The organism is Nostoc sp. CHAB 5836 (assembly GCF_020829445.1).
Classification (GTDB): Bacteria; Cyanobacteriota; Cyanobacteriia; order Cyanobacteriales; family Nostocaceae; genus Nostoc.
The window spans coordinates 1-22,548 of the sequence record NZ_JAIVFV010000112.1; the positions used below are offsets into that span (position 1 = coordinate 1).

A 22,548-nucleotide genomic window follows, 5' to 3' on the forward strand; every position below is an offset into this window, starting at 1 on the left:
ATTACTTTTTTTATTGATTAAGGTCTTCTTAATCAGTCTGAGGTAGCTTCTTACTGCTCTCAGTAGAGATTATAGCCATTTATTGGCTATATCTGAATAGATTTTGTTTAAAGTTTTCTAATACCAATTTAATATGAAGGTGCATAATAAAAAACCCCACCCTAACCCTCCCCGAAATCGGGGAGGGAACTGGATTTTCCCCTCTTTGCTCTTCGTCCGGGGACTAAGGGGTGGGGTCAAATTCTATGCAACTTCACAAAGAATTGGTATTATAGTCCGTTAAAACGGACTTTAGCTATAAGCCCAGAACTTCAGTTCCGGGTGGTTTATGTCTAGGCTGAAATAGCCCTGCTAAAGAAAAATTAATAGTGTGTCCGTTAATTATACGCACGTTATTGTTCATTTTCTATTGATATTTTAATAGTATTTTTTCAGACATTGAGGTTGATTTAATCACGGATGCGGACTTTACTGTTCTATATGTACATAAATCATGGAAACACGATAATTGCCAAACTTTCTGCTTGAACATTTTTAGATCTTGAAAACAATTGCAAATCAAGGCTTTGAGAGTCATAACCGCCTGAAAATTCCAACTTAGTTGGTCTAAAGTATCGTGTTAAGTGTTGACAATCTATAAATAATCGAATAACAAGGTGGCAGCAGCATTAAAAAAAAGCGTTAGTGCATTCCTACCTAGAAACTAATTAACGCTCTTGATTAAACTTCATACGGTTAAGATAATTATGCCAGAAAATACGGATTACAAAGCTACCAAATCAGACAATCAAGTTATTGCCTACAAAGAACGCCTCAATTCTTGGGCGATCGCTCGTCTACTTCCTAATACGCAACGGGAGATTGTTGCTCGCTTCCGCAGCCGTTCTGATGCTGATGGCTATATGCGTCACCTCCCTCAAGAAATACCAAATGCTTCCTACATGGTTGTTTTTGATTGTCAACACCAAGAAGCTGCTATTTAACCGCTCGCAAAAGTCCCTAGCTTCAACGTAGTCATCAGGTGTGGATTGTGAGCCTTTTGCACTCTTGTACTGAAAAGGGAAGGGTTAAGGGGAAAGGAAAATTTAATCCCTTCAACCCTTCCTTATTTATCCCCACTACCCTCTTCTTGCGATCGCAGGTGTAGCCCATCAGAGACATTGCTTATAACTCCAGATTGTAATTCACGCTTCACTTCAACATGACTTACGCAAAATAATCAAAAACGAAGGTTTAGTAAGTAATCAACCGGACATGATATCACGAGTGGGAGAAGGGGAGACGCTTTAGCGCAACAAGGGTCTGGGGTCTCCCCAAGCGGAGCATCCTGGCGTGTGGGGTGCAATGACTGTGAAAATCATAACTAATTATGCGGACATGATATTAGAGGAGATCATGTTGCATTTGTTGAACTGATTGAGTGTTATCTTACAGAGACAGCGAGACTGTTATAGTACTAGTACTTGATTTTTGAAATATACGTAGAAATATAGGTAGGGTGTGTTAGACGAAAGTACGGCATCATCTCAAGCTTTTGGTGCGTTACGGCTTACGCCTAACACACCCTACAAATACTTAGATTTTTTCAGAAATCAAATATGATTCCCATAGCACAGCTATATCACGAATATGAACCAATAGAGTTCAGTTAAGCATTTCTTTGTTCTCTTTCTTTGCGTTCTTCTCTAACGAGACGCACTCGCGTTTGCGTTCTTCTCCCAGGGCGAGACGCACTCGCGTTTGCAGTACCCTGCGGGAAGCCGCAACTCTTGGAGACGCACTCGCGTTTGCGTCTACGTTAAAAAATTGACTTTGACAAAGAGTTTTAGCCTTAACTGAACTGCATTGGAATATGAACAAGTTAAAACTGGCTTGGAAAAAGAACTTGCGAAGGAAGTAGTATGAAAGCCGATGTTCAAGAAAATAAATCTTTAGTTCTAATTGTTGATGATGAACCTTTTATCCGCATGATACTGCGGCATTTCCTAGAGCGAGAAGGCTATAAAATAGTAGAAGCTCAAAATGGCATAGAGGCTCTAACTGTTTTTAACCAACTGCACCCCGATATAGTACTCCTTGATGCCATGATGCCGGATATGGATGGGTTTGAGTGTTGCACTCAGTTACACAGTCTTGATTGTAGCAAGTACACTCCAGTTTTAATGGTTACAGGACTTGAAGATCAAGAGTCAGTTGACCGGGCATTTGAAGTGGGGGCAATGGATTATGTTACCAAACCTATCCACTGGGCAGTTTTGCGACAACGGGTAAAACGCTTGATTGAGCAATCTCACTTACAGCAAAAACTGGAAGCCGTTAATGTGGAATTGCAGCGATTAGTTACCATTGATGGATTAACTCAAGTACCTAACCGCCGACGGTTTGAAGAGTATTTTAACCAAGAGTGGCAGCGAATGAAACGCGATCAACAGCCGCTCTCCTTGATTGTTTGCGATGTTGATTTCTTCAAATTATATAATGATACCTATGGTCATCGGGTAGGCGATCGCTGTCTTCAAGAAATTGCTAAAGCCATCAAAGAGATTATTAAACGTCCCGCAGACCTAGTTGCCCGTTATGGTGGGGAAGAATTTGCTGTGATTTTACCTAACACAGACACCGAGGGGGCGACTTATGTTGCTGACAAAATTTGCGATGCGATCCGAACACTAGCAATTCCTCATAAAAATTCCCAAGTTAGTCCTCATGTCACCATTAGTGTCGGATTTACGACAGAAATTCCTCAGCCAGATTCTGACTTGGAAGAAATGATTGCCGCAGCAGATCGGGCGTTGTATCAAGCAAAGGCAGCAGGACGCGATCGCTATTCCTCTAATCACTGATTCGCTGGATATTTGTGGAAAAAGCATACATATACCCATCGCTACGATGAATTGATTTGCAATACTTGTGGCGCACTGGACTAACTTTTCCTAGCGCTGTCCTCATTTCAAAAACACCACTTTCTCGAACTGTCAACCGCCCAACATGAACACCTGCAAATTTCCCTGTGGGCAGGATTGCTCGTGCCATCTCACCCGTTTGAAAACCAAAGAAAGTCTTACAGCGTGTTCTATGTTTTGTGGGAAATCCATATTTATTGGGCGTACACATTTGACGGTTTCCCCATCCCTTAGCAGCAATTAACAGAGGTTGCGAGACGAGAACTCGTAGATTTTCTACTATCCCCACACAAGCCGCATCTAACCAATCAACCTTGGGCAAGTTAAGGCGAACACGGTTATATTTAGTCCTGCCACCCGTCCCCGTTTCTACTGGTAAGCCTGTCTTACTAAGTTTGTTAAACAATGCCCAACGAGTTGAATTTACTGCTGCTGCGTCCTTGAGTGGAAGTTTAGCCCGTCTCAAAATACGGGATAGAATATCGGGCTTTTTGGCTAAAAAGTCCTTAATATCCCTGTTCCCTTTTGCTTGATTGCAGTTATGGCAAGCCAGCGCCAGATTTGAGACGCGATCGCTACCTCCCTTTGATTTTGGGTGGATATGCTCAACTTCAAAAGGTATATTTTCAACACCACAATAGGCACACTTCCTACCCCATTTTTCAAGCAAGTATTCCCGAATTTCAAAACCCATTAGTTCTGAGTGTTGATATTCAACACTTGATATTTCAGGATTCTGCATTGCTTGAGTATCGAACTTAACTAATTCCTGGGAAATACCTGTAATGGGGGTAAGTCGTTTTAATCGATTGACCCAGGTAACAATATTTTCAACCCTGGAATTAAGACTTGGCGGCAACCACCCTTTTGGTCGAGTCCTGTTTAAAAATCTTGGCTGACGGTAGCGAGTTTTACGGTTACGGCGATTTCTTCTAATAGCACTGCGAGATTCTAAATCGTTTTTGATTTGTTGTCCACGATGAGTTAATTCAGCACCCCAAATTACTTTGTCACCTTGCACAATTGCTAATCCAGTGGTCTTTGAGCCAGGATCTATTTTTAACTGATGTGGTTCTGTCGCCGGGTTGGAAACGGCATATTTTAGGATGATTGTGAACGGATAACGACGATAGACAGCAGCAAGATTTGCTTTTAGCAATCGCCTAGCTTGTCCCGGTGGCACTGGGTTTAATGGTTGTTTGTTAGTGTCAAGTACAAATACGAAATTAGACATTGATTGTCCTCCCATTACTGGGGTTATGTTTTCCTCGCCAATGTTTTAAGAACTTTTTAAGTCAAAGACACTGGTTTAACCAAATAGACCTGTTTAATCTTTGACGACAGAGCTACAAGCTGGAAAGCACCTGTAGGTGTCATGATTCTCAAAACGTAGCTTTCGCTTCAGCTGGCTATCTGTCCAGTGTCAGCCCTAGATGTCTAGTTTTGTCTACTGTTTGGTGAATAGCTTTGTGCAAAATATTCAACTACCCAAAAATAAAAATTCCCGGTAAGCTAATCGTCATTCATTTTTCCAGACTGATTCGCTTGTAGTAAGCGGCTCTATCCCTCGTATTATGCAACTTAAATGCTCATTAGCTTAGTGCGTCAAACTTCACACATTTCCACCCTATTTTCAACGAATCGGCTTGGATTATCGTCTGTTTATTCTATCGCTTTAAAATGCAAACTTACTTTTAAACCATTCATCCAAGACGGATCAATTAGATGATCATGTTGCAGCCGACCTACAATAATACCAGAATGAATACCGATACGTTCAGCAAAATCAATCACATCAGTTTCAGATTTAAGCTTTGCTAATTCCCCCTCATACTCACGTGGGATCAAAAATTCCCGCGACCATTTATCTGCTTCGCCCTCCTGTTCCGATTTCAAACTTTCCCCACTATTCCATTCATCAAGAAAAATATTTTCCTTATCATGTAACAAAATATGTGCTGCTTCATGGAAAAAATTAAACCAGAAGCGGTCATTGGTTTTACCATAAAGCGAAAGTTGAATCAGTGCCTTATGCGGATTTAACCACCGTGCGACACCACTAACGTGGGCTTTCTTAATTGATGGTATTAAAACAAGCACAACCCCTGCTTCCCAGCACAACTTTTGCATCTGTGGTTCAAACTCTTCTGGTGATAACACCGTCAAAGTGCGAATTTGCCGCACCGCCTTTTCAAATTTTGGTTTACTGTACTTGGGAGAGTCTAGTTTTTCTGCTTTTATTTCCCCCAAGCGTAACCAAGTGGAAATAGCACCAACATCACTTTGTTCTTCGCGTGTGCGACGAAAAGCAACTTCCATACCTGCATAACAATTCTGCCAATCTTCCGGCGAGGCAACACCGAAAAATTGTAGTAACTTTTTTACTAAACTAGGCTTATTCTTGGCAATTAAACGGCACTTAGGAATTACACCTTGGTTCATCAATTCTTTGACTGGTAACTGATCTAACCAGGGTGTCCATCCTTTTAAACGGTTTTCTTCTTCTATCCGTGCTAAACCAGCGCGATATTGAGCTTCACGATTAAGCCAAAATGCTGTTGTACTCCCTAAAACCCGTTCTAGCTTCAGGGCTGTTTCTTCGTTGATAGGTGCTTTGCCGTTGATCAGTTGGCTGATATGTTTCGTAGTGTAGCCTAATCGGTCTGCTAACTGTACTTGCGTCCAATCACGCTCTTCTAATATATCAGCGATGGTATCACCGGGAGGAGATACCCAGTCTGGAGTGAATGGTCGGGTTGTCTCAATCATGGTAATCTCCAATGAAAACAATACAAACAGCAGTAACTTTTGACCAATCAATGCTTCCATCTTCGGTAAGAGGGATGGGGTCGTTGTCTGGCTTAAATACAAGTCGTTTACCACCTTCTAGGTTGACTGCAAATTCTCCCGCCCGATCTCCTTTTAAGGGATGGGGATGACCTGCCAATAATTCCTTGACACAGCTAACAGATGCAAGGTCAGCCAATCGGGCTGTCAATTTCTTTGCACAGTTTGCACCCAATTTTCTTTGCGCTAAGTTTTGTTGTTCGCATAGCTTTTGCAGTTGGCGATCAGCGAAGGTGATTTCCATGCGTTGGTAGACTAATATAAGTTTACCATTTTGGTAAATAAATTTGTTTTTTTCTAGAAAATCTAGCATATAAAGCAATACGGTTCACTTAAGGCTAAAACTCTTTTTCTTTAACGAACCGCAGAGGCACAGAGACAAGAGATAAAGAGAGGGAAGAAATGCTTAACCCAAGTGTATTGGCATATAAACTAATCACCAACGCCTAAAAATCTACTCCTCGTTTAAGTTCTACACCTTGATTGGCATAGTGTTTGTGGCAATAAACCTCTGAGTGGACGCTAGCCAAGTCGAAGTACGCGGGTGGATTTTGACAGCGACCAGTAATAATGATTTCGGTGTCGCGGGGTTTGCGGAGTAAAGCTTGGACAATGGGTTCAACGGGGAGTAGTTCTAAGTCTACGGTGGGATTTAGTTCATCGAGAATAATAGTTTTATACAACCCAGAGGCGATCGCAACTTTGGCAATTTCCCAACCCCGTTCGGCTTCTACGTAGTCTAATTCTTGCCGAGAATTTCGCCAGACGATCGCATCTCCACCGCAGCGCTGATGATCCACCACTTCTGGATATGACTGCTGCAAAGCGGCGATCGCTGCGTCTTCTGTGTAGCCAGTACCACCTTTAAGCCACTGCATAATTAGCACACGGGTAGACCCTGGATGATTAATTCCCCTACCAATGGCCTGCAACGCTTTGCCCAAAGCACTAGTAGATTTGCCTTTACCAGCACCAGTATAAATTTCAATCCCTTCCAGGAAGAGGGCTTTAGCTGTTGGGTGATGATGAGGTTTCATTTCAGAGTGCAAATCTGCAATATCGAGCAACTTTTGAGGCGCGGCGCGTCCGGTGGCGATGATTTCCAACTCTTGGGGTTTAGATTTTAATGTCCGTACCACTTCATCTACTGGTAGCAAACCTAAATCCAGAACCGGGTTAATTTCATCCAAGACCACAACTGAGTATAAACCACTAGCGATCGCACCTTTGGCTACATCCCAACCCCGGCTAGCTTCATCTCGGTCAAAGGTGGTAATTTCGTCTGGGCCAAAAAATTCGGCTCTCCCCGTGCGAACCTGGTCAATTAAATGGGGAAACCCGCGTTGCAAAGCTGCGATCGCCCCATCTTCATCATAATCACGTTCCGGCCCTTTTAAAAACCGCAGCAGTAAAACCCGGTTAGAATTACTAGGCGTATTTATCCCCAAACCAATAGAACGCAAAACCACCCCCAAAGCCGCTTGAGACTTACCTTTACCCACGCCATCGTAAACGTGAATTTGACCAATGAGTCGTTCTGGGCGCACTTGCGCCGTGCGAATACCAATACCGTTTCTTGTCATCTCTCGAAAAGCTATAACTATGGCAGTCTTTAATCTTACCTAACGACTTGTACTGAAGAAATTAAATATGCGTTACCCAGAACCCTTGTAGAGACGTAGCACTGCTACGTCAAAACAATTCTTTTTCACCAGATGTCTAAAGGTCATATTGATGTATTAACAATATCAATCAAGGGATGCTGGCAGACTAGGATAGTAAAGGACAATAACAATCAGAGAATTTCCCCCATCACCTTCACTAGGCCAGTTATACTCACTACAGTTAACCCTTACCGTTGACCATTTATGCCTGAAAATTGGATGGTTCCCAGCATTTTTCCCATTGGTGGAATTCTGTTTCACTTTTTATTTGTACTAATTTCCATTCCCATCGAAGCATATGTTTTGCACTCTCGACTAAAATTTGACAAAAAAACCAGTACTTTTTATGCCATTTCTACCAATTTGTTTTCTAGTGTAATTGGTTGGTTCGTATTTTTTGTATCAGAACCAATGTTGCCGATACAGGTAAAATCAGAATTGATTAATTATATGTTTTTCAATAATTTCAAATCGCCAAATACACAAAGTTTAATTATTTTAACTGCCTTTATAATTTTCTTTACTACTTTTTTGTTAAAATTTTTTATTGTCAGGGTATTACTACTATCCTTGAATGAAACAGTTGCTAAAAAAGTAGAAGACCCTCAAACATCTCAACGGCGACGATCGCGTAGTTTTATCAATGTTAAATTACAAAGTACCAATTTAGTCACTACTATATTGATAGCCAATTCCCTGAGTTATAGTATGATAACAATTATTTTATTGTTTCGCTCAAAATAGCAATGATAGACTTGTTGAATTTCGAGGAAAAATAGTGATTGATTAATCAGGTTTCGGGAGGAATATGAATACGCTACTTAAAGATGTATTTGGAATTTTTAAATTTGCAGAAGGGCTTTATGCGGGAATTAGAAAAGTACTAGTTCCACCGAAAGCTTATTCTTGGCAGACATTTATTTATATGAGTGTTTTTTCTTGGGTGCTTTCATATTTTGCTATAGGATATATCAAAGATATAATTGCCTTTTTTGGTTGGTTATTTTTAATTGCTGGCACAGCTTGGTATACAACTGAAGATCCTTTGAGGGTTCCTGGTACTTTTATGCCAGTGGGCGCAGTGATCACTGGATTCTTAGTCAGTGTTTTTGCCTTTGGAAATCAACAGGATGTAATTACACCAAGAACAATCGTTTTTTGGCCGACAATTTCAGCGCTAATTACGGCAATACCAGAATTTATTGAAGGAAATGATACCGACGCTAAAGCTCGTATTCCGAAGCCAGAAGATCGCCAAAGAATCATAATTTTAGTTGCTAGTAGTATGCTGCTAAGTTGCTGGATTCAGTTTTACTTTGTGATGGATAATTGGTTACGACAATATCCCAGTTTACAGGCAGATACTTTTGAACATAGTACATTCGTTGTCCGAACAGAAAAACCAGTAAAAATCCCACAAAACGGCGTTATAATTCTAGAGAAACTTGAACCAAGAGTAGTAGAAAAAATAGCTGAAAGACCTTGGTCGGAAGTAGAGAAATGGTTGCTAGAAGCGAGACAACAGGTAGGAACTCTCGGTAGAGAGGTAATTGAACAAAACCTGGGTAAATATGAAGAGAAGGAACTATGGCGCGTTGAACCGCGTGTAGCTAATACTAAATCTAAGTCGGGATATATATTAGATTTATTAAGTATTTGGATAGGCCCAAGTTATAAACCACAGGGCTATTACTTGAAAAAATCTTGTCGCATTGAACCAGTTGCAGCAGCTAATAATTCAGGGAATAAGATTACAGTTGCAGAAATTGAATGCGATCGCGTCAGTAAATTTATTTCTGGATCACCACCTCCGCAGCAGTGAAGGTGGTGAGTGGGGAGATGAGGGAGCAGGGGAGGATGAGGGAGCAGGGGGAGCAGGGGAGGATGAGGGAGAAATAATCAATGCCCAAGAACAAATGACAAATGACAAATGACAAATGACTATTAACAGAATTTTTGTATTGGCAAAAAATGTATTTCAGGAAGTGGTACGCGATCGCATCCTATATATTATTGGTTTTTATGCACTAATACTCGCCACTGCCTTCCGCGTCCTTCCTGAATTTGCAGCTACCACTGAAGACAAAATGTTTTTAGACTTTGGGATGGCGGCGATGAACGCTATCGGGTTAATTATTACAATATTTGTTGGTACGGGACTGGTTAATAAAGAAATTGAAAAACGCACTATCTTGGTGTTAATTGCTAAACCTGTCAGCCGCAGCGAAGTTATCATCGGCAAATACTTGGGTTTATCCGCAGTACTAGCTGTACTGGTCACCACGATGACAGCAATTTATCTGCTGTTTCTGCAATTTGGTAACATTTCTCATCCAACAGCGAGTATTGTAATTGCTGCAATTTTCTTATTTTTGCAGTTGTCATTAATCACCGCTATCGCTATTACCTTCGGTGTTTTTACTGCTTCTCTACTTGCGACTATTTTAACCTTTGCGGTATATTTAATCGGAAATATTACTCCAGATTTAGTACAACTTGGTCGTCTAAGCCGCAACCCTGGTATGGAACGCCTAACTCAAGGTTTGTTTCTCATCTTGCCAGATTTATCTCGATTAGATTTGAAAAATGATGCCATTTATGGTTTGCAAGCACTACCTAATACAACTGCACTGATTATAAATGCTGGCTATGGCTTACTTTATAGTGTGATGTTATTAGCGATCGCCATTTTTATCTTTTCACAACGCGAATTTTAGTGATTGGGCACTGAAAAGAGGTAGAGGGGCAAACACAAAGTTCTTCCCTCCTGACAAACGACAAATGACAAATGACAAACGACAAATGACAAATGACAAACGACAAACGACAAACGACAAACGACAAACGACAAACGACAAACGACAAACGACAAACGACAAACGACTAATAAATCACTATCTGCGGTTGCTCAATTGTGCCATCAGGCATAATAGTATCCCGTAGCTTCGCATAAATTAGGTTTGCCTTCCAAAGGTTAGCCTTACTCAAATTGGCCTTGGTTAAATTTGCCCATGTCAAATCTGCACCAGTTAAGTTGGCCTGGGTCAAATTAGCTTCTAGTAATTTTGCTCCACATAGCTTTGCACCTGTGAGATTTGCAAAGCTTAAGTTAGCTTCAATCAGCGATGCTTCAATTAATGTGGCTTCACTTAAGTCTGCTTCTCTTAAATCTACATCACACAAAGAAGCACCCCAAAGATTACTACCTGTGAATTTCACCCGCCATAAGAAAGTTCCGCACAAATTTGCTCCTGTGAAATCAGCATTAATCAAATTGGCTTCGCACAAAGATGCTTCATACAAATTAGCTTCACGTAAGCTAGCTTGCATCAAATTTGCGCCACTTAAATTAGCACGGGTCAAAACACAGCCACACAAATTTGCACCACGTAAATCTGCTCCAATAAAGTTAATACCAGTTAAATCAATTCCTTTCAGGTTGATTCTACTCAAGTCACATCCACTGAAATCTCGGCGCTGAAAATATTTATTTGTGATTTGACTTAATATTAATTCCTGCTGTTCAGTATAATTTTTCATGGTATTCACCTCTGGGTGTAATTTATCTCAAAGAGCGAGTGTGATAGTTACCGTATATTGAGAGTACACCCCAAATGGAGATCATCTCAGTAAATATTTAAAAATAAATTGATAAAAAATCGCCAATCACCTGAAAAAGCGCATTTTCAGTAGTTTTTAAAACAAAAAATGCTGACATAAGTCAGCAAATATTCACATAACAACAGTCACGAGCAAAATAGTTTTGGTAGCAGTGGCTATAGCAGTTCTCAATTGCATGGCAATACGCTTCGGTTAAGATCCCCCCGCCTAGGTTCTGACAATTCAGGTTATGTGGAAAAGTCTACCAAAAACCTAACCCTCTAACCCCCTTCCCGATGCGGGAAGGGGGAAATTCAAAGTCTCTCTCCTAAAAGGAGAGAGATTTAGAGAGAGGTCTTCCAAATGCCGTGAAAAGTCAGGCCTAGGTTGACCCCCTTAAAAAGCAATACCGTTCAGTTAAGGATTTTGTGGAGAACCATAGGCCTGTAGAGACGTTGCATTGCAACGTCTCTACACTGTCCACTGGACAAGGGTTTTAGTTTTATCCCAAGCGTATTGCCTTAAAAAGGGGGTAAATTTGAGGAAAAGCCCCCCTTAAGAAGGGGGGTTGGGGGGATCTCCAAAGACTGAGGTGCTTAAAGAAAGGTTTGAAAACACGCCCTAGCCAGAGAAGTTGCTCAGTACCCTTGTTTGCTAGCTAACAAAATCTTTGTGGGCACTGACAAGCATTTGAGCCTGTCTTAAAACGTTTCCGAATAAATAAATAGGAATCTGCCAAGCTGCAACGGTAACTTCTTTGACCATATCCTGTACACTGATTGCGATTAATTCATGCTCTGGCGGCTCTCCCTCAACAGTACCAGACCAAGTAAAAGCTAATAAGAAATTGTCGTCTCCTGGCAAAGATCCAATCAAGCATTCTTCTGGTGTTGGTTCACAAATAATTCCATAATCATTTGCAAGCTCTACTAATCTTTGAAAGTTGTTTACGTTTGTCATTTTTCTTTTGGATGTAATTGAATGTCAGTTTTAGAAGAAATCATATTTTGAACTCCAGGACTCAAGTGAGTTGCTCTGTAGCATAAATTACGAATTATTAATTATTCGTTCCGGGTTATGAGTTATTGGAGTTCGATCAGGCTTAAGTCCAAAATCTTACCGCGATCGCCTGGTTCTATCAGCAACAATTGCTACTGTTTAAAAAAAAGCTAGACTACCTACTTTTTCGGTTGACTGTATTTGTATACACCTCCCTTTGTTACCATTTCAATATTGATATCCAAATCTCACTCAGGGTGACAAAGTGCATTGATAATTGCCATCGCTTTTGTGTGAACATCTGTAAACTGAAGTAGAAAAAGATTCTCGTTAACATTGTTAACATTTGATTGTTGGATCACCTTGGCATAGAGATATTCTGCTTCTGTAGCCAGTTTTGCTCCAATCAATAACTTGAGTTTCAGATTACTGAAGGGATGGTTTAATCCATTTCATATTGATATAGAAATGCCTTGCCTCTCCATTACTCAGGTGAATAAATCAAGTATTCCCAAAAGTCCGATCAAATTTTGCTTTTCAACTACAAATTTTAGATAAGTACATTGGCACGAAAAACCCCAAATATGTTACGAAACGTAAATAAGCTTAAAACCCTTACTAATGACAAATGACAAATGACCAATGACAAATGACCAATGACAAATGACAGCGTTAGCCAGTTAGCTTTAATTGCGCCGATTTACTTATGGGCATTGGTTATCGTAAATTAAAGGGTTTAAGACCCCTACATCTATTATTATATGTAGCATATATGTAGCACACATTTCAGTCGGGGTTTAAATCCCCTTATGTAATGTCTTTAATGCGTGAATTTTGAATGCGTGAATAATGAAATTGTTAATCTCTTTGTCTCTCTACCCCCTGCCCTTTTTGCCCACGATATGGCAATATATAAAGTTGTAGCTAACTGCCTACGTAGAGGTTTAACGTGGATACCATTGCAATTCCTGCTCTAAATCGGCCAGTGGATGCCACGGTAGAAATTCCCGGTTCTAAAAGTCTTACCAATCGGGCGTTGCTTGTCGCTGCTTTGGCGCAAGGTGACTCAATTTTAGAAAATGCCTTATTTAGTGAAGACAGCGAGTATTTTGCCAAATGCGTAGAGCAATTGGGCATTCCCATTACTTTGAATCCTCATGTCGCTGAGATACAAGTGGGGGGAAGAGGAGGCGACATCCCAGCGAAACAGGCAGATTTATTTGTGGGTTTAGCTGGCACAGCAGCACGGTTTATCTCGGCCTTGGTGGCACTGGGTAACGGCGAATATCGGCTAGATGGCGTTCCCCGAATGCGAGAACGACCGATGGGCGACTTGTTGACGGTGCTGCAAATGGGTGGAGCAACCGTTAACTTTGAGGGAAATTCTGGGTTTATGCCCTACACCGTCTATAGTCGCCAATTCGCTGGCGGAAATTTTCGCTTGAAAGCCAACCAAACAAGTCAGCAACTTTCGGCATTGCTGATGATTGCCCCTTATGCTCAACAGGATACGAGCATTGAAGTTGAGGGGACACTGGTTTCTCAATCTTACGTTAAAATGACCTGTCGTCTGATGGCAGATTTTGGGGTGGAGGTAATTCAAATCGGCGATAATCAATTTCACATCAAAGCCGGTCAACGTTACCAAGCTCGACATTACACAGTAGAACCTGATGCGTCAAATGCCTCTTACTTTTTTGCCGCCGCCGCCGTCACGGGTGGACGGGTGCGCGTCAAACATTTGACCAAACAATCCTGTCAGGGTGATATTTTGTGGCTGAACGTTTTAGAACAGATGGGTTGCCAAATTAATGACTCTGATGATTACACCGAAGTGACGGGGCCGAAGCAATTGCAAGGCATCGACATTGATATGAATGATATATCAGATTTGGTGCAAACATTAGCAGCGATCGCGCCCTTTGCCAGTTCACCAATTACTATTCGTAATGTAGAACATATTCGATATAAGGAAACTGATCGAATTCGGGCTGTGGTGACAGAGTTGCGTCGGCTAGGAGTCAAGGTTGAAGAATTCGCAGATCAACTCAGAATTGAGCCTAGCCCTATTACCCCGGCGGCGATTGAAACCTATCACGATCATCGAATGGCAATGGCCTTTGCTGTCACTGGCTTGAAGGTTCCAGGGATTGTAATTAAAGATCCTGGTTGTACAGCGAAAACCTTTCCAGATTACTTTACCCGATTCTTCCAAATGTTAGAACAATAAATGAAATAGCCCTGGGTTTACCAGGGAAGCTGGGTCAACAACTTTTGTTTTGAAACATCAAAACGAGGTTTCTAGCTCCTTGTCTAATCTCTCAGGGGTCTTAACGGATGTTGAAATAAGAGAAGATATGATTAAACCGTGGGATTTAGCCAGTTCTTTAATTCGTTGAAGGAATTTCAAAATGAAACGAACCGTCTCTATCCCAGTCAATTTACCAGATGAAAGATTTTTGAATCTAATGAATCAGTGTGCATCAATATTCAATGCACATATTGACTGGGCTATAGAGAACAAAACATTCAACAAAAACAAGGCACACAAAGATTTGTACGCTATGCTGCGGTTACAATATCCGAGTGTGCCTTCTGCGTTGTTACAAACAGTTAGGGATAATGCGCTAGAGGCAATTAAAGCCACTAAATTTAAACGTGTCCCCAGGAAAAAACCAACATCAGGATTGAGATATGATAAGCGCACTATGACTTTGCGTGGTCATCAATTAACCTTATCCTGTATTGGTAAGCGAGTTAAATTAATCCTAGAAATCCCTGATTATTTCAAACAAGTTTTTGAAACTTGGGACTTTTGTGGTGCAACTTTAACTTACTCAAAGCACTTAAAACAGTTCTGGGTACGACTGGTTTTTGAGTCAGAAAACCCTCAAGAAATTAATGGGAAAATTCAAGGAATTGACCGAGGACTTTACCATCAAGCGGTAACTTCTGATGGACAATTCTTTTCAAGTTCCCAAATTAGAAGCACTCAAAGACGCTACTTATTCAATCGTCGTCAGCTCCAACAAAAAGGCACTCGCAGTTCTAAACGTCGTTTAAAATCGATGTCTTTCCGCGAGAAGCGGTTCATGTTGGACACGAATCATTGTGTAAGTAAGAAGATAGCCAGCCAACCAGATGTAGCGGTTTTTGTGCTTGAAGACTTGTCCAGCATTCGCACCCAGCGACGCGGCAAGAAAATGAATAAATGGTTGGCTAGCTGGGCATTTTTCCAGCAAGAGCAGTTCTTGGCTTACAAAGCAGAAGCTTTAGGGAAACGAGTAGTTCACCAAGACCCTAGATACACTTCCCAGAAGTGCAATGTTTGCAAGCATATTAAGAGGACAAATCGTAATAAGTCTAGGTTCCAGTGCAAAAACTGTGGACATCAGACTCATGCGGATCTTAATGCTTCTAGGAATGTCCGTGATGACTATATTCTCTCCTCTACCCACGGGACGGAGGAGCAGGGGTCAGTCAATACCCCGTATGTTTCAGGAAATTCCTTTTCCTAGTTACAAGCCACATCCCAAGAGTGGGTGTGGCAGTTGACTTACTGTTGCATTTTTTTAAACATCTGTTACATTACTTTACAGACAGTTGCAACTGCGACAACACTTGAACTTTGGAGTTATGCTCATGTCGGGTTTTAAGAATCCTGCGCCTATTGTTTCAGAAGATCCCAATGCTGTGCGTTTTGGCTTCACTCCTCAGAGTGAAAATTGGAACGGTCGTCTTGCAATGATTGGTTTTCTATCTGCGATTTTGATTGAAGCTTTTTCTGGTCAAGGCTTACTCCATTTCTGGGGTATCCTCTAAATTGATGTAGCCTTTTGCCCCTCTCACCCCCTCGATAAATTGCTACCGTGTATACACAAGTCGGGAGACCTCTCCCCAAACCCCTCTCCCAATACCCTTGGGTTAAGCCGTAAAAATAAATTTGCGTAGGTTGGGTTTCGTTCCTCAACCCAACCTACACACTTTTATTTTTAGTCTTAACCGAACCCTATTGAGTCCTAACTAAATATCAGATTTTTCCGGTTAAGGCAAAATATAAGTGAATAATTACTTTACATTGAATATGTATAGCTAAAACTCATGGAAATACCCCAACGCGTATCAATCCGCTACAAAGACGCGTCCTTCAATAGTAATGAAATCCGCTTGAGAACCTTGCGGCTTGGGTTACAAATATGGGAAGAACAAACCAAACCGAGAAAAACAGAGCTTTATCAGTTTATATCGTCTTGCTTGAAACAAGTTGACCGCCAAGATCGTTTTATGTTTTCTCTATTGTTCATAGAGTTAACAGACCTCATACGCAATTCTTCGCTGGAAAGGGGAACGAAAGAGGTTCTGATTAAAACAGCTTTTAGAGAATTTGCTTGTGCGATAACAGACTTTGAAGATGTAGATAAAAAATAGATATTTTCACAAATGATTTAAGACTGCTATGAGTAGGTCGGCGCAATTAAAGCTAACTAGCTAAGGCTGTCATTAGTCATTAGACATCTGGTGAAATTAAATATGCGTTACCGAGAACCCATGTAGAGATGTAGCAGTGCTACGTCTCTACATTCTGGAGATGTCTATTAGTCATTAGTAAGGGTTTTAAGCTTATTTACGTTTCGTAACATACTTGGGTTTTTTCGCACCAACGTACTTAAAATGGGAGCAATGATTTTCACCGCCGCTTGGGGCGAACAGGGAATTGGGCATTGCTAACTTCTTCCCCGTGCCCAAAAACTCCACCCACTCTTGGGATGAGTTTTTCATCGAGTGTAGCCCAAGAGTGAAGCACCCCATGCAATTAAAGCGCTACCAAAGACTAGCCATGCAGCATTGATGCGAAAGTGAATAGCTAAAATGGCTGACACGATCGCGATCGCACAGCTGAGAAAATCCACAAATGGGGCTTGTGGTAATATTAAGATGGCTGTCCCCAGTTGCAGAGTTGTAACAACCATCAGTGCAACAGCACTAACATTCACAGCATCCAAAAATGCTCTCGTCCAAGAAGAGGCCCGTAAGCGTGGGATTAGGGGATTTAGGGCAGCAACAAAAACAAAAGAAGGTAGAAAAATTCCGATGGTGGCAACAATTGCGCCAGGTATGTCGGCGATGATATAACCAATAAAGGTAGCAGTGGAAAGTACTGGCCCAGGAGTAAATTGACCAATTGCGATCGCATCTAATAACTGCTGTTGTGTCACCCAGCCATATTCTTGAACCAATCCCCCTTGGAGAAAAGCCACCAACAAATAGCCACCGCCAAACAAGACACTACCGACTTTGAGAAAAAACCAGCCTAACTGCCATAAAGAAACATTGGTTGCTGTAGATGCAGTTGCTACTGATGCAGCAATAGCTGCTGATGCCTTGAAAGTCGCACCTGTGCTGAGACTAGCAATCAGAAAGTTGACTTGATCTTCTGGTTTGTCGTTTTTTTCACTAGAATGTAACCAAACCATACCCAGCAATCCCCCAATTAATAGGGCAATTACTTCATTTAATTTGAATAATAATGTCAGTAATGCCACAGCGAAAGCAATGACTAGCAATTTGCGAGTTTTTACAGCCTTTTTTGCCAAGCCCCAGAGAGCATTAAGAATGATTGCTAAAACAGCCGGTTTAATGCCATAAAGTAAGGGAGCAACTTGGGGTAGAGTGCCGTAGGCAACATAAACCCAAGCAAACGCACCAGTAATTAGAACCGCAGGTAAGATAAAACAAACGCCTGACACAATTAGTCCTAACCACCCCGCATAAATGTATCCTATATGAATAGCCATTTCCGTGGAATTTGGCCCAGGAATTAGGTTAGTTGCACCCAGCAAATCCAGAAAATGCTGCCTTGTCAACCACTGACGCCGCTTAACCACTTCATCTTCAATCATGGCGATATGGGCAACCGGGCCCCCAAAGCCGATGATGCCTAGTTTAAAAAACAGGTTGGCGAGTTCGCCCAAGCGACTTGGTACTGAGTTAGTCATTTTTGCTAAGAGGATGTTTTTTAAAGTAACTTTCTGTGCCATTGAGAAATATAGCGGTTCTCGCGTGGATCCAATACACTCTGACCTCACTTCTATTCCTCTCTCCTAAAAGGAGAGAGGCTTTGAATCTTGCTCCCCAACGCTAGTAGGGAAGGGGCTGGGGGTTAGGTCTGTATTGGACTCAACCGAGAAGCGCTATAGTCAGTGCCGAGTGTCTAGACTTTTAACGTATCGCGGAAGTCCCCACCCTCAATGTACTCATAGGGTGGGGATAGGGAGCGGGGGATGAGGATTGCATCTGGAATTGATTTCAAGATAGGCAAGAACAAATACCAGATGTATGACGAATCCCCAATCAATTTGTAGGCACTTCTTGAGATTTGATGTACTGTCTTACTTTTTCAATCGGTGCGCCACCAGTTGAAGCAACGTAATAAGAGCTAGACCAAAGAACAGGTTTTTTATAGAAAGTTGCTAAATGTTCCGTGAATTCTTTTTGAATAATTCTACTAGAGGCTGACTTAAGGCTCCCCACTAACGCTGATAAATTATTATCAGGATGGAAATCTACCAATAGGTGAACATGGTCTGATTCTCCTGAAAATTCTATCAATCGGCATTTTGTCTTTATGCAAACATTTGCCAGTACCTCATGCAACCGTAATTAGTAGATATTGGCGGGAAAACTACAAGATTTATTTTGTCCAAAAATAGAGCGTACCTTCTATTAAAACTGGCATCTTGAGAACCACCAAAAACAATACCAGTACTAACTTTCTGCCTAACATTACCCGCAAACTTCCAATTTCTGCCTTCGGGGACATTGGTAGAAACCAGAATTGCTAAAACAAAAACATCCAGCAACAAAGCAATAGATATTTCAGGAATGGGGACAGATTTATATCCGCCCCCAACTTTAGCTATTTGTACCGCATCTATAGACGAATTGTGTATTGTTTCCCAATTACTAGAATTACCAAGTTGTAATTCCCTCATGTCAAAAGGTCTAACCTAATAATCTGATTAAAGGCTAAATCTTCTACAGGATTGATGTGCAAAAATGGCTCTATCCCAAAATTATCTAGTACATCAAAATAAGTACCTGTATCCAGGTTGCCTACTAGCCAATCAGATGAAGCTTGGTTAATAGTAAGCATCCCAGCGATATCTCGTTCGTTACCAGCCGATACCATCAGCAAATCTCGGTAATCTTCAGGCAGTAATAAAATATTGCTCATTAGAGAACTTCTGGAGTGAATGCAATTCGATTACCTTCTGTTCCCAGGAAAGTTTCGATAGCTTGAATGTTACTTATTGCTGTGACAGCAGCTGTATAAAGTTCATCACCTGCCGATTGAGATCCAAAAGGAGACGAGACGGTTTTATTGTCGTAGCGTTTGTACTCATCGTCAGTAATACGTGATTTATTGTCAGCAACTACTGCACCTCGATCGGTTAGTGATAGCCGGGCTGGGCGATAGCCACTCAAACCATCAAGCTTAATTCCGCCAGTAGGTAAAGTAAAATCTAAAGCATGAGTCCTACCAGTAGTTTCGGCAGCCTCCCGAACTATACCTATTAGTGTGGAGTTAGCTGTTTGAGTTCCTGAAAGCAGTTTGACTGGGAGATAAATACGCCCTGCCAGTCCAAAAGATTCTACATAACCTTTGACACGGTTAGCGTTAACTTTTACAGAGCTACCGCGTTGTGCCTTATATAATGCTTGCTTTTCTGCACGAGACTTATCTTCCCATGCGCGTAGTTTGGTTAAAGCTTCGTTTAGCTCTTTACCGCGCTGAATGTCACCATATCTTCCCATCTGGTCTAAATTCCTACAAAGTCACTACTGAACTCAATCCAAACTAGCACCCTGTTTAAGGAAGAATTAAACCAGTGACAAGTATACTTCCCGAAAAAGAATTACAAGGAATTTCAATCCTCAAGAAGCCGTGACGTTTTCGATAGCGCTTCTGAGTCGTCCGTTTAGCCCTACCAGATTGACGGGTTTTATTTGTCCAGGAATAAGCAATTGTGCGTGGGTAAATTTCACGTCAGCAGTTGGACGTTGCCGAAATTTTTTCACTTGTCTGCCATATACACGATGTGTCCCTGGAACAGTGGGAAATTCTTTAGTATTTTCTATAAATTGAAAATTATTGTCGCTCTAAGTTTTGTCTAATATTTTTAAAACTGATTTAACCGTAGATTCACCTTCAGCTTTAGACAAAGACAGCAAGCGTAAATCAAACCCATTATCTAAATCTATATAGGTGCATTTATATTTACCTTTCTTCCAAATTAGTGGAGGCGTAGCAAATTCTGCCTTGATTTCACGAGCATATTCAACAGCATCAGCCCTTGATATAGTTTCAGACGTTTTATTCATAATGCGAAAGCTAATTTCACCACGTACCTGTTCTGTACCATCCTGATGTTTTTCAAAACTATAAGGTTCTTTAAAATAAAGCTTGATTTGTGGTCGAAACTTAAAGTCTCGTTGTAACTCTGTTACCGGAATCCCATAAACAGGAGTTTGTAATGATTGAGCATGGCCAATAGTAACTTCAAACAACCACAGCCTCATTTGAGTCATCGCTGCGGTATCTTCATCCTTGATTAGGCAAGCGTGTTTTAGACTCGCTTTTGGGGTAGAGATATCATCATCATCTTGATTTTTGAAATATGCTCTAACAGCTTTGTTGTGTTCAAGCCTAATCAAATCTTGAAGGTGTTCAAACTCACTAAAATTAGTCGGTAACGGCATATTAAGGATTTAAATCATTAGCAATTGCATTTGTTAAATAAGCTAGTGTGCTATTGAAATACTCATCCATGTAATCTAATCGGAGATTAGCAATACTCAACGTCAAAGCACACACTGACATTAATTCTGTTGAGTCTATAGATAGCGTTATGCCTGTTTCTGGTTTAGCTTGAAGCAAATTAGCCCCGGCTTCTACTGGATTGGCGTTAACATTTGGTGTTGGATTGATATCGTTATTGGCTAGCGACTGTGCATAGGTAAAGACTCTTGAAAATGTTGCCACAGCTAGGCTTTTATTGACATTGCTTACGACAATATCAATACCACACATTCGATAATTTCTTTGGGTTCCTGGCTCACTTATTCGGGCAATACCTTCAGTAAAAGTTTTCACATCTACTTTGATTTGAGGTGTGAGATTCTTTGCTGGTGTTGTTGTAGTTTGTGGAAATTGAGCAACCATTAATTATTATCCTCATCTGGTTCTTTGTCATTTTCAGCTAGGGGTAAACCTGCACTAGCTGCTTTGGATTCAGTTTCTTTCTGTGCTACTTTCGCTGCTTCTGGGAGTTCAGCTTTCTGTTTGCTAGCATCAGTTTCTTTTAAAGAGTCATCAAGTTCTTTTTTCTGCTCTACAATCTGTCCAACTGTTTCTTTAATTGATAAAACTTCAGACGCCACCTGGTCTACCTGAGAGATAACATTAGTAGCGTTTTCAAGAGCAGTGAAGTATTTATTTTGGAAGTTAACATTTGGATTCATCCACGAGTAAGCTTTTTCTCCCACAACTCCAAAGCGTTTTAATGAGTTAGCTACTTTTGCATTCCATTGCCCGATAACTTCTAGGGCACTAAGGATAGAAGCACTAAGTGATTGAATTGAATTAAGCAAATTAGCAGCAGCTTGATAAATCCGGTTTGCTCGTTTCCAGTTAGCATCAAGTGTTTGATAATTCTCTTCACCAATTGCACCTTTTATTAGCCCTTCAATCCCCTTGCTGATAATGCTTCCAATATCAAATGCTTGCCCTTCAGCGTCTTTTAATCCCACAATACTAAGAAGATTTCCAATGACACTTAATAGTGTTTGTCCAAGATTATTGGATAGCATTGCACCATTATGAATATTAGCAGCCAGATTCATAATATTTAGGGCACGATCTAGATGTGCCCATTCTGCAAAGCGAGACAATTTACCGCCAATACCCCCAGGGAGTTGATCTCCTAATTTGCTATTGATTACACCAAGTAACGCCAAATCAGCACCTTGCCCTACAGCGTTAACAGCACCGAGTATATTAGCAGCGTTAGTGTTAGCATTCCCTGTAACATTGCTCACTGCATCGTTAATCGCGTTTTTACCGCAACCTGTTTTTAAGTTGTTGCACATTGCTGTGCCCGTGGCAGTTTCTATCTGAGGAATAGTGGGGATACTTGGCTTAATCGCGTCTGCTGCTCTTGCTGGGATTAAAGGGAGTATTCCGAGTATTTGGTCAAGTTTTGGTAATGCTTGCTCATTCACTTTTGTTTGTTCTTTTAATTTAGTATCAATTTTAGTAATGTCATTTATATTGCTTTTAAGCTCACTTTTGACGGTAGCCAAATCAGATTTTATTTGGGTAAGTTCTTCGTTACGCTTATCAAATTCCTTTGACAAATCAGACAATTCTAAACCTTTTATATTTAAAGCTTTCTTCCCTTCCTCAATGGATTCCTTAAATCATTGGTCGGCTGTAAGTATTAATTTTCTGGTAAATTCTTCATTACGTTTATCAA

Annotated in this window: 24 protein-coding genes; 10 read left to right on the forward strand and 14 right to left on the reverse strand. The window is 40.9% G+C overall.

What is annotated here, in order from left to right:
* The first annotated feature begins 746 nt into the window (after positions 1–746).
* Both LC605_RS20825 and LC605_RS20830 read left to right on the forward strand, forming a co-directional pair.
* The gene (locus LC605_RS20825) at positions 747–983 is read left to right on the forward strand and encodes a hypothetical protein (RefSeq protein WP_229549419.1); all 237 of its coding nucleotides are present in this window, start codon (positions 747–749) and stop codon (positions 981–983) included.
* 918 nt (positions 984–1,901) lie between these two features.
* Positions 1,902–2,843: a PleD family two-component system response regulator gene (locus LC605_RS20830; protein WP_229549420.1), complete on the forward strand. Its 942-nt coding sequence runs from the start codon at positions 1,902–1,904 to the stop codon at positions 2,841–2,843.
* On the opposite strand, the gene iscB is transcribed toward LC605_RS20830, so the two are convergent.
* The 4 genes from iscB to LC605_RS20850 all read right to left on the reverse strand — a co-directional run bounded on the left by iscB (position 2,833) and on the right by LC605_RS20850 (position 7,333).
* A complete protein-coding gene (gene iscB, locus LC605_RS20835; protein ID WP_229549421.1) occupies positions 2,833–4,137 on the reverse strand; it encodes an RNA-guided endonuclease IscB in 1,305 nt (434 codons plus the stop codon). The genes LC605_RS20830 and iscB overlap by 11 nt on opposite strands.
* Before the next feature lie 428 nt (positions 4,138–4,565).
* A complete protein-coding gene (locus LC605_RS20840) occupies positions 4,566–5,672 on the reverse strand; it encodes a helix-turn-helix domain-containing protein (protein ID WP_229549422.1) in 1,107 nt (368 codons plus the stop codon).
* On the reverse strand, positions 5,665–6,063 hold the full coding sequence (locus LC605_RS20845; protein WP_229549423.1) for a type II toxin-antitoxin system RelE/ParE family toxin: 399 nt from the start codon (positions 6,061–6,063) through the stop codon (positions 5,665–5,667). The genes LC605_RS20840 and LC605_RS20845 overlap by 8 nt, the downstream gene beginning before the upstream one ends.
* Positions 6,064–6,196: 133 nt before the next feature.
* Complete coding sequence (locus LC605_RS20850; protein ID WP_229549424.1) at positions 6,197–7,333, reverse strand: cob(I)yrinic acid a,c-diamide adenosyltransferase; 1,137 nt, start codon at positions 7,331–7,333, stop codon at positions 6,197–6,199.
* A 285-nt stretch (positions 7,334–7,618) separates the two neighbouring features.
* Between LC605_RS20850 and fraC the strand changes: the two genes are divergently transcribed.
* From fraC to LC605_RS20870, 4 genes are all read left to right on the forward strand, one after another.
* Entirely contained in the window at positions 7,619–8,158 is a 540-nt protein-coding gene (gene fraC / locus LC605_RS20855; RefSeq protein ID WP_229549425.1) for a filament integrity protein FraC, read from the forward strand.
* A 64-nt stretch (positions 8,159–8,222) separates the two neighbouring features.
* Positions 8,223–9,236, forward strand: coding sequence for a septal junction protein FraD (gene fraD / locus LC605_RS20860; protein WP_229549426.1), 1,014 nt, complete (start codon positions 8,223–8,225; stop codon positions 9,234–9,236).
* Positions 9,172–9,348, forward strand: a complete 177-nt coding sequence (locus tag LC605_RS20865) for a hypothetical protein (RefSeq protein WP_229549428.1) — start codon at positions 9,172–9,174, stop codon at positions 9,346–9,348. Before fraD ends, LC605_RS20865 begins: the two co-directional genes overlap by 65 nt.
* A 3-nt stretch (positions 9,349–9,351) precedes the next feature.
* The gene (locus LC605_RS20870) at positions 9,352–10,131 is read left to right on the forward strand and encodes an ABC transporter permease (RefSeq protein ID WP_229549429.1); all 780 of its coding nucleotides are present in this window, start codon (positions 9,352–9,354) and stop codon (positions 10,129–10,131) included.
* Positions 10,132–10,297: 166 nt separating this feature from the next.
* Here the strand turns inward: LC605_RS20870 and LC605_RS20875 are convergent, their stop codons facing one another.
* The gene (locus LC605_RS20875) at positions 10,298–10,954 is read right to left on the reverse strand and encodes a pentapeptide repeat-containing protein (protein ID WP_229549430.1); all 657 of its coding nucleotides are present in this window, start codon (positions 10,952–10,954) and stop codon (positions 10,298–10,300) included.
* Between the two features lie 714 nt (positions 10,955–11,668).
* Entirely contained in the window at positions 11,669–11,974 is a 306-nt protein-coding gene (locus LC605_RS20880; RefSeq protein ID WP_229549431.1) for a hypothetical protein, read from the reverse strand.
* A gap of 988 nt (positions 11,975–12,962) precedes the next feature.
* Here LC605_RS20880 and aroA point away from each other — a divergent pair.
* The 4 genes from aroA to LC605_RS20900 all read left to right on the forward strand — a co-directional run bounded on the left by aroA (position 12,963) and on the right by LC605_RS20900 (position 16,441).
* A complete protein-coding gene (aroA, locus tag LC605_RS20885) occupies positions 12,963–14,243 on the forward strand; it encodes a 3-phosphoshikimate 1-carboxyvinyltransferase (protein WP_229549432.1) in 1,281 nt (426 codons plus the stop codon).
* 181 nt (positions 14,244–14,424) lie between these two features.
* Positions 14,425–15,531 carry an RNA-guided endonuclease TnpB family protein gene (locus tag LC605_RS20890; protein WP_229549433.1) on the forward strand — a complete coding sequence of 369 codons (1,107 nt, stop codon included), beginning with the start codon at positions 14,425–14,427 and terminating at the stop codon, positions 15,529–15,531.
* 124 nt (positions 15,532–15,655) lie between these two features.
* Complete coding sequence (locus tag LC605_RS20895; RefSeq protein WP_190892099.1) at positions 15,656–15,835, forward strand: chlorophyll a/b-binding protein; 180 nt, start codon at positions 15,656–15,658, stop codon at positions 15,833–15,835.
* A gap of 279 nt (positions 15,836–16,114) precedes the next feature.
* Positions 16,115–16,441, forward strand: a complete 327-nt coding sequence (locus tag LC605_RS20900) for a hypothetical protein (protein ID WP_229549434.1) — start codon at positions 16,115–16,117, stop codon at positions 16,439–16,441.
* A gap of 347 nt (positions 16,442–16,788) precedes the next feature.
* Here the strand turns inward: LC605_RS20900 and chrA are convergent, their stop codons facing one another.
* The 8 genes from chrA to LC605_RS20940 all read right to left on the reverse strand — a co-directional run bounded on the left by chrA (position 16,789) and on the right by LC605_RS20940 (position 22,438).
* A complete protein-coding gene (chrA, locus tag LC605_RS20905; RefSeq protein WP_229549442.1) occupies positions 16,789–18,009 on the reverse strand; it encodes a chromate efflux transporter in 1,221 nt (406 codons plus the stop codon).
* Between the two features lie 355 nt (positions 18,010–18,364).
* Positions 18,365–18,622 (reverse strand): IS200/IS605 family transposase, encoded by a 258-nt coding sequence (gene tnpA / locus LC605_RS20910; protein ID WP_229549435.1) that lies wholly within the window; start codon positions 18,620–18,622, stop codon positions 18,365–18,367.
* Positions 18,623–18,636: 14 nt separating this feature from the next.
* Positions 18,637–19,005, reverse strand: coding sequence for a hypothetical protein (locus LC605_RS20915; RefSeq protein ID WP_229549436.1), 369 nt, complete (start codon positions 19,003–19,005; stop codon positions 18,637–18,639).
* On the reverse strand, positions 19,002–19,247 hold the full coding sequence (locus tag LC605_RS20920) for a hypothetical protein (protein WP_229549437.1): 246 nt from the start codon (positions 19,245–19,247) through the stop codon (positions 19,002–19,004). The genes LC605_RS20915 and LC605_RS20920 overlap by 4 nt, the downstream gene beginning before the upstream one ends.
* Positions 19,247–19,828 carry a hypothetical protein gene (locus LC605_RS20925; RefSeq protein WP_229549438.1) on the reverse strand — a complete coding sequence of 194 codons (582 nt, stop codon included), beginning with the start codon at positions 19,826–19,828 and terminating at the stop codon, positions 19,247–19,249. Before LC605_RS20925 ends, LC605_RS20920 begins: the two co-directional genes overlap by 1 nt.
* A gap of 345 nt (positions 19,829–20,173) precedes the next feature.
* Positions 20,174–20,773, reverse strand: a complete 600-nt coding sequence (locus LC605_RS20930; RefSeq protein WP_229549439.1) for a hypothetical protein — start codon at positions 20,771–20,773, stop codon at positions 20,174–20,176.
* A 1-nt stretch (position 20,774) separates the two neighbouring features.
* Positions 20,775–21,236: a hypothetical protein gene (locus LC605_RS20935; RefSeq protein ID WP_229549440.1), complete on the reverse strand. Its 462-nt coding sequence runs from the start codon at positions 21,234–21,236 to the stop codon at positions 20,775–20,777.
* Entirely contained in the window at positions 21,236–22,438 is a 1,203-nt protein-coding gene (locus tag LC605_RS20940) for a hypothetical protein (protein ID WP_229549441.1), read from the reverse strand. The genes LC605_RS20935 and LC605_RS20940 overlap by 1 nt, the downstream gene beginning before the upstream one ends.
* Positions 22,439–22,548 lie beyond the last annotated feature (110 nt).

What these genes read in the sequence shown, in the direction of transcription:
- LC605_RS20825 (WP_229549419.1), top strand. Translation starts at nt 747, where the DNA reads ATGCCAGAAAATACGGATTACAAAGCTACCAAATCAGACAATCAAGTT.
- LC605_RS20830 (WP_229549420.1), top strand. Translation starts at nt 1,902, where the DNA reads ATGAAAGCCGATGTTCAAGAAAATAAATCTTTAGTTCTAATTGTTGAT.
- iscB (WP_229549421.1), bottom strand. Translation starts at nt 4,137, where the DNA reads ATGTCTAATTTCGTATTTGTACTTGACACTAACAAACAACCATTAAAC.
- LC605_RS20840 (WP_229549422.1), bottom strand. Translation starts at nt 5,672, where the DNA reads ATGATTGAGACAACCCGACCATTCACTCCAGACTGGGTATCTCCTCCC.
- LC605_RS20845 (WP_229549423.1), bottom strand. Translation starts at nt 6,063, where the DNA reads ATGCTAGATTTTCTAGAAAAAAACAAATTTATTTACCAAAATGGTAAA.
- LC605_RS20850 (WP_229549424.1), bottom strand. Translation starts at nt 7,333, where the DNA reads ATGACAAGAAACGGTATTGGTATTCGCACGGCGCAAGTGCGCCCAGAA.
- fraC (WP_229549425.1), top strand. Translation starts at nt 7,619, where the DNA reads ATGCCTGAAAATTGGATGGTTCCCAGCATTTTTCCCATTGGTGGAATT.
- fraD (WP_229549426.1), top strand. Translation starts at nt 8,223, where the DNA reads ATGAATACGCTACTTAAAGATGTATTTGGAATTTTTAAATTTGCAGAA.
- LC605_RS20870 (WP_229549429.1), top strand. Translation starts at nt 9,352, where the DNA reads ATGACTATTAACAGAATTTTTGTATTGGCAAAAAATGTATTTCAGGAA.
- LC605_RS20875 (WP_229549430.1), bottom strand. Translation starts at nt 10,954, where the DNA reads ATGAAAAATTATACTGAACAGCAGGAATTAATATTAAGTCAAATCACA.
- LC605_RS20880 (WP_229549431.1), bottom strand. Translation starts at nt 11,974, where the DNA reads ATGACAAACGTAAACAACTTTCAAAGATTAGTAGAGCTTGCAAATGAT.
- LC605_RS20890 (WP_229549433.1), top strand. Translation starts at nt 14,425, where the DNA reads ATGAAACGAACCGTCTCTATCCCAGTCAATTTACCAGATGAAAGATTT.
- LC605_RS20895 (WP_190892099.1), top strand. Translation starts at nt 15,656, where the DNA reads ATGTCGGGTTTTAAGAATCCTGCGCCTATTGTTTCAGAAGATCCCAAT.
- LC605_RS20900 (WP_229549434.1), top strand. Translation starts at nt 16,115, where the DNA reads ATGGAAATACCCCAACGCGTATCAATCCGCTACAAAGACGCGTCCTTC.
- chrA (WP_229549442.1), bottom strand. Translation starts at nt 18,009, where the DNA reads ATGACTAACTCAGTACCAAGTCGCTTGGGCGAACTCGCCAACCTGTTT.
- LC605_RS20915 (WP_229549436.1), bottom strand. Translation starts at nt 19,005, where the DNA reads ATGAGGGAATTACAACTTGGTAATTCTAGTAATTGGGAAACAATACAC.
- LC605_RS20920 (WP_229549437.1), bottom strand. Translation starts at nt 19,247, where the DNA reads ATGAGCAATATTTTATTACTGCCTGAAGATTACCGAGATTTGCTGATG.
- LC605_RS20925 (WP_229549438.1), bottom strand. Translation starts at nt 19,828, where the DNA reads ATGGGAAGATATGGTGACATTCAGCGCGGTAAAGAGCTAAACGAAGCT.
- LC605_RS20930 (WP_229549439.1), bottom strand. Translation starts at nt 20,773, where the DNA reads ATGCCGTTACCGACTAATTTTAGTGAGTTTGAACACCTTCAAGATTTG.
- LC605_RS20935 (WP_229549440.1), bottom strand. Translation starts at nt 21,236, where the DNA reads ATGGTTGCTCAATTTCCACAAACTACAACAACACCAGCAAAGAATCTC.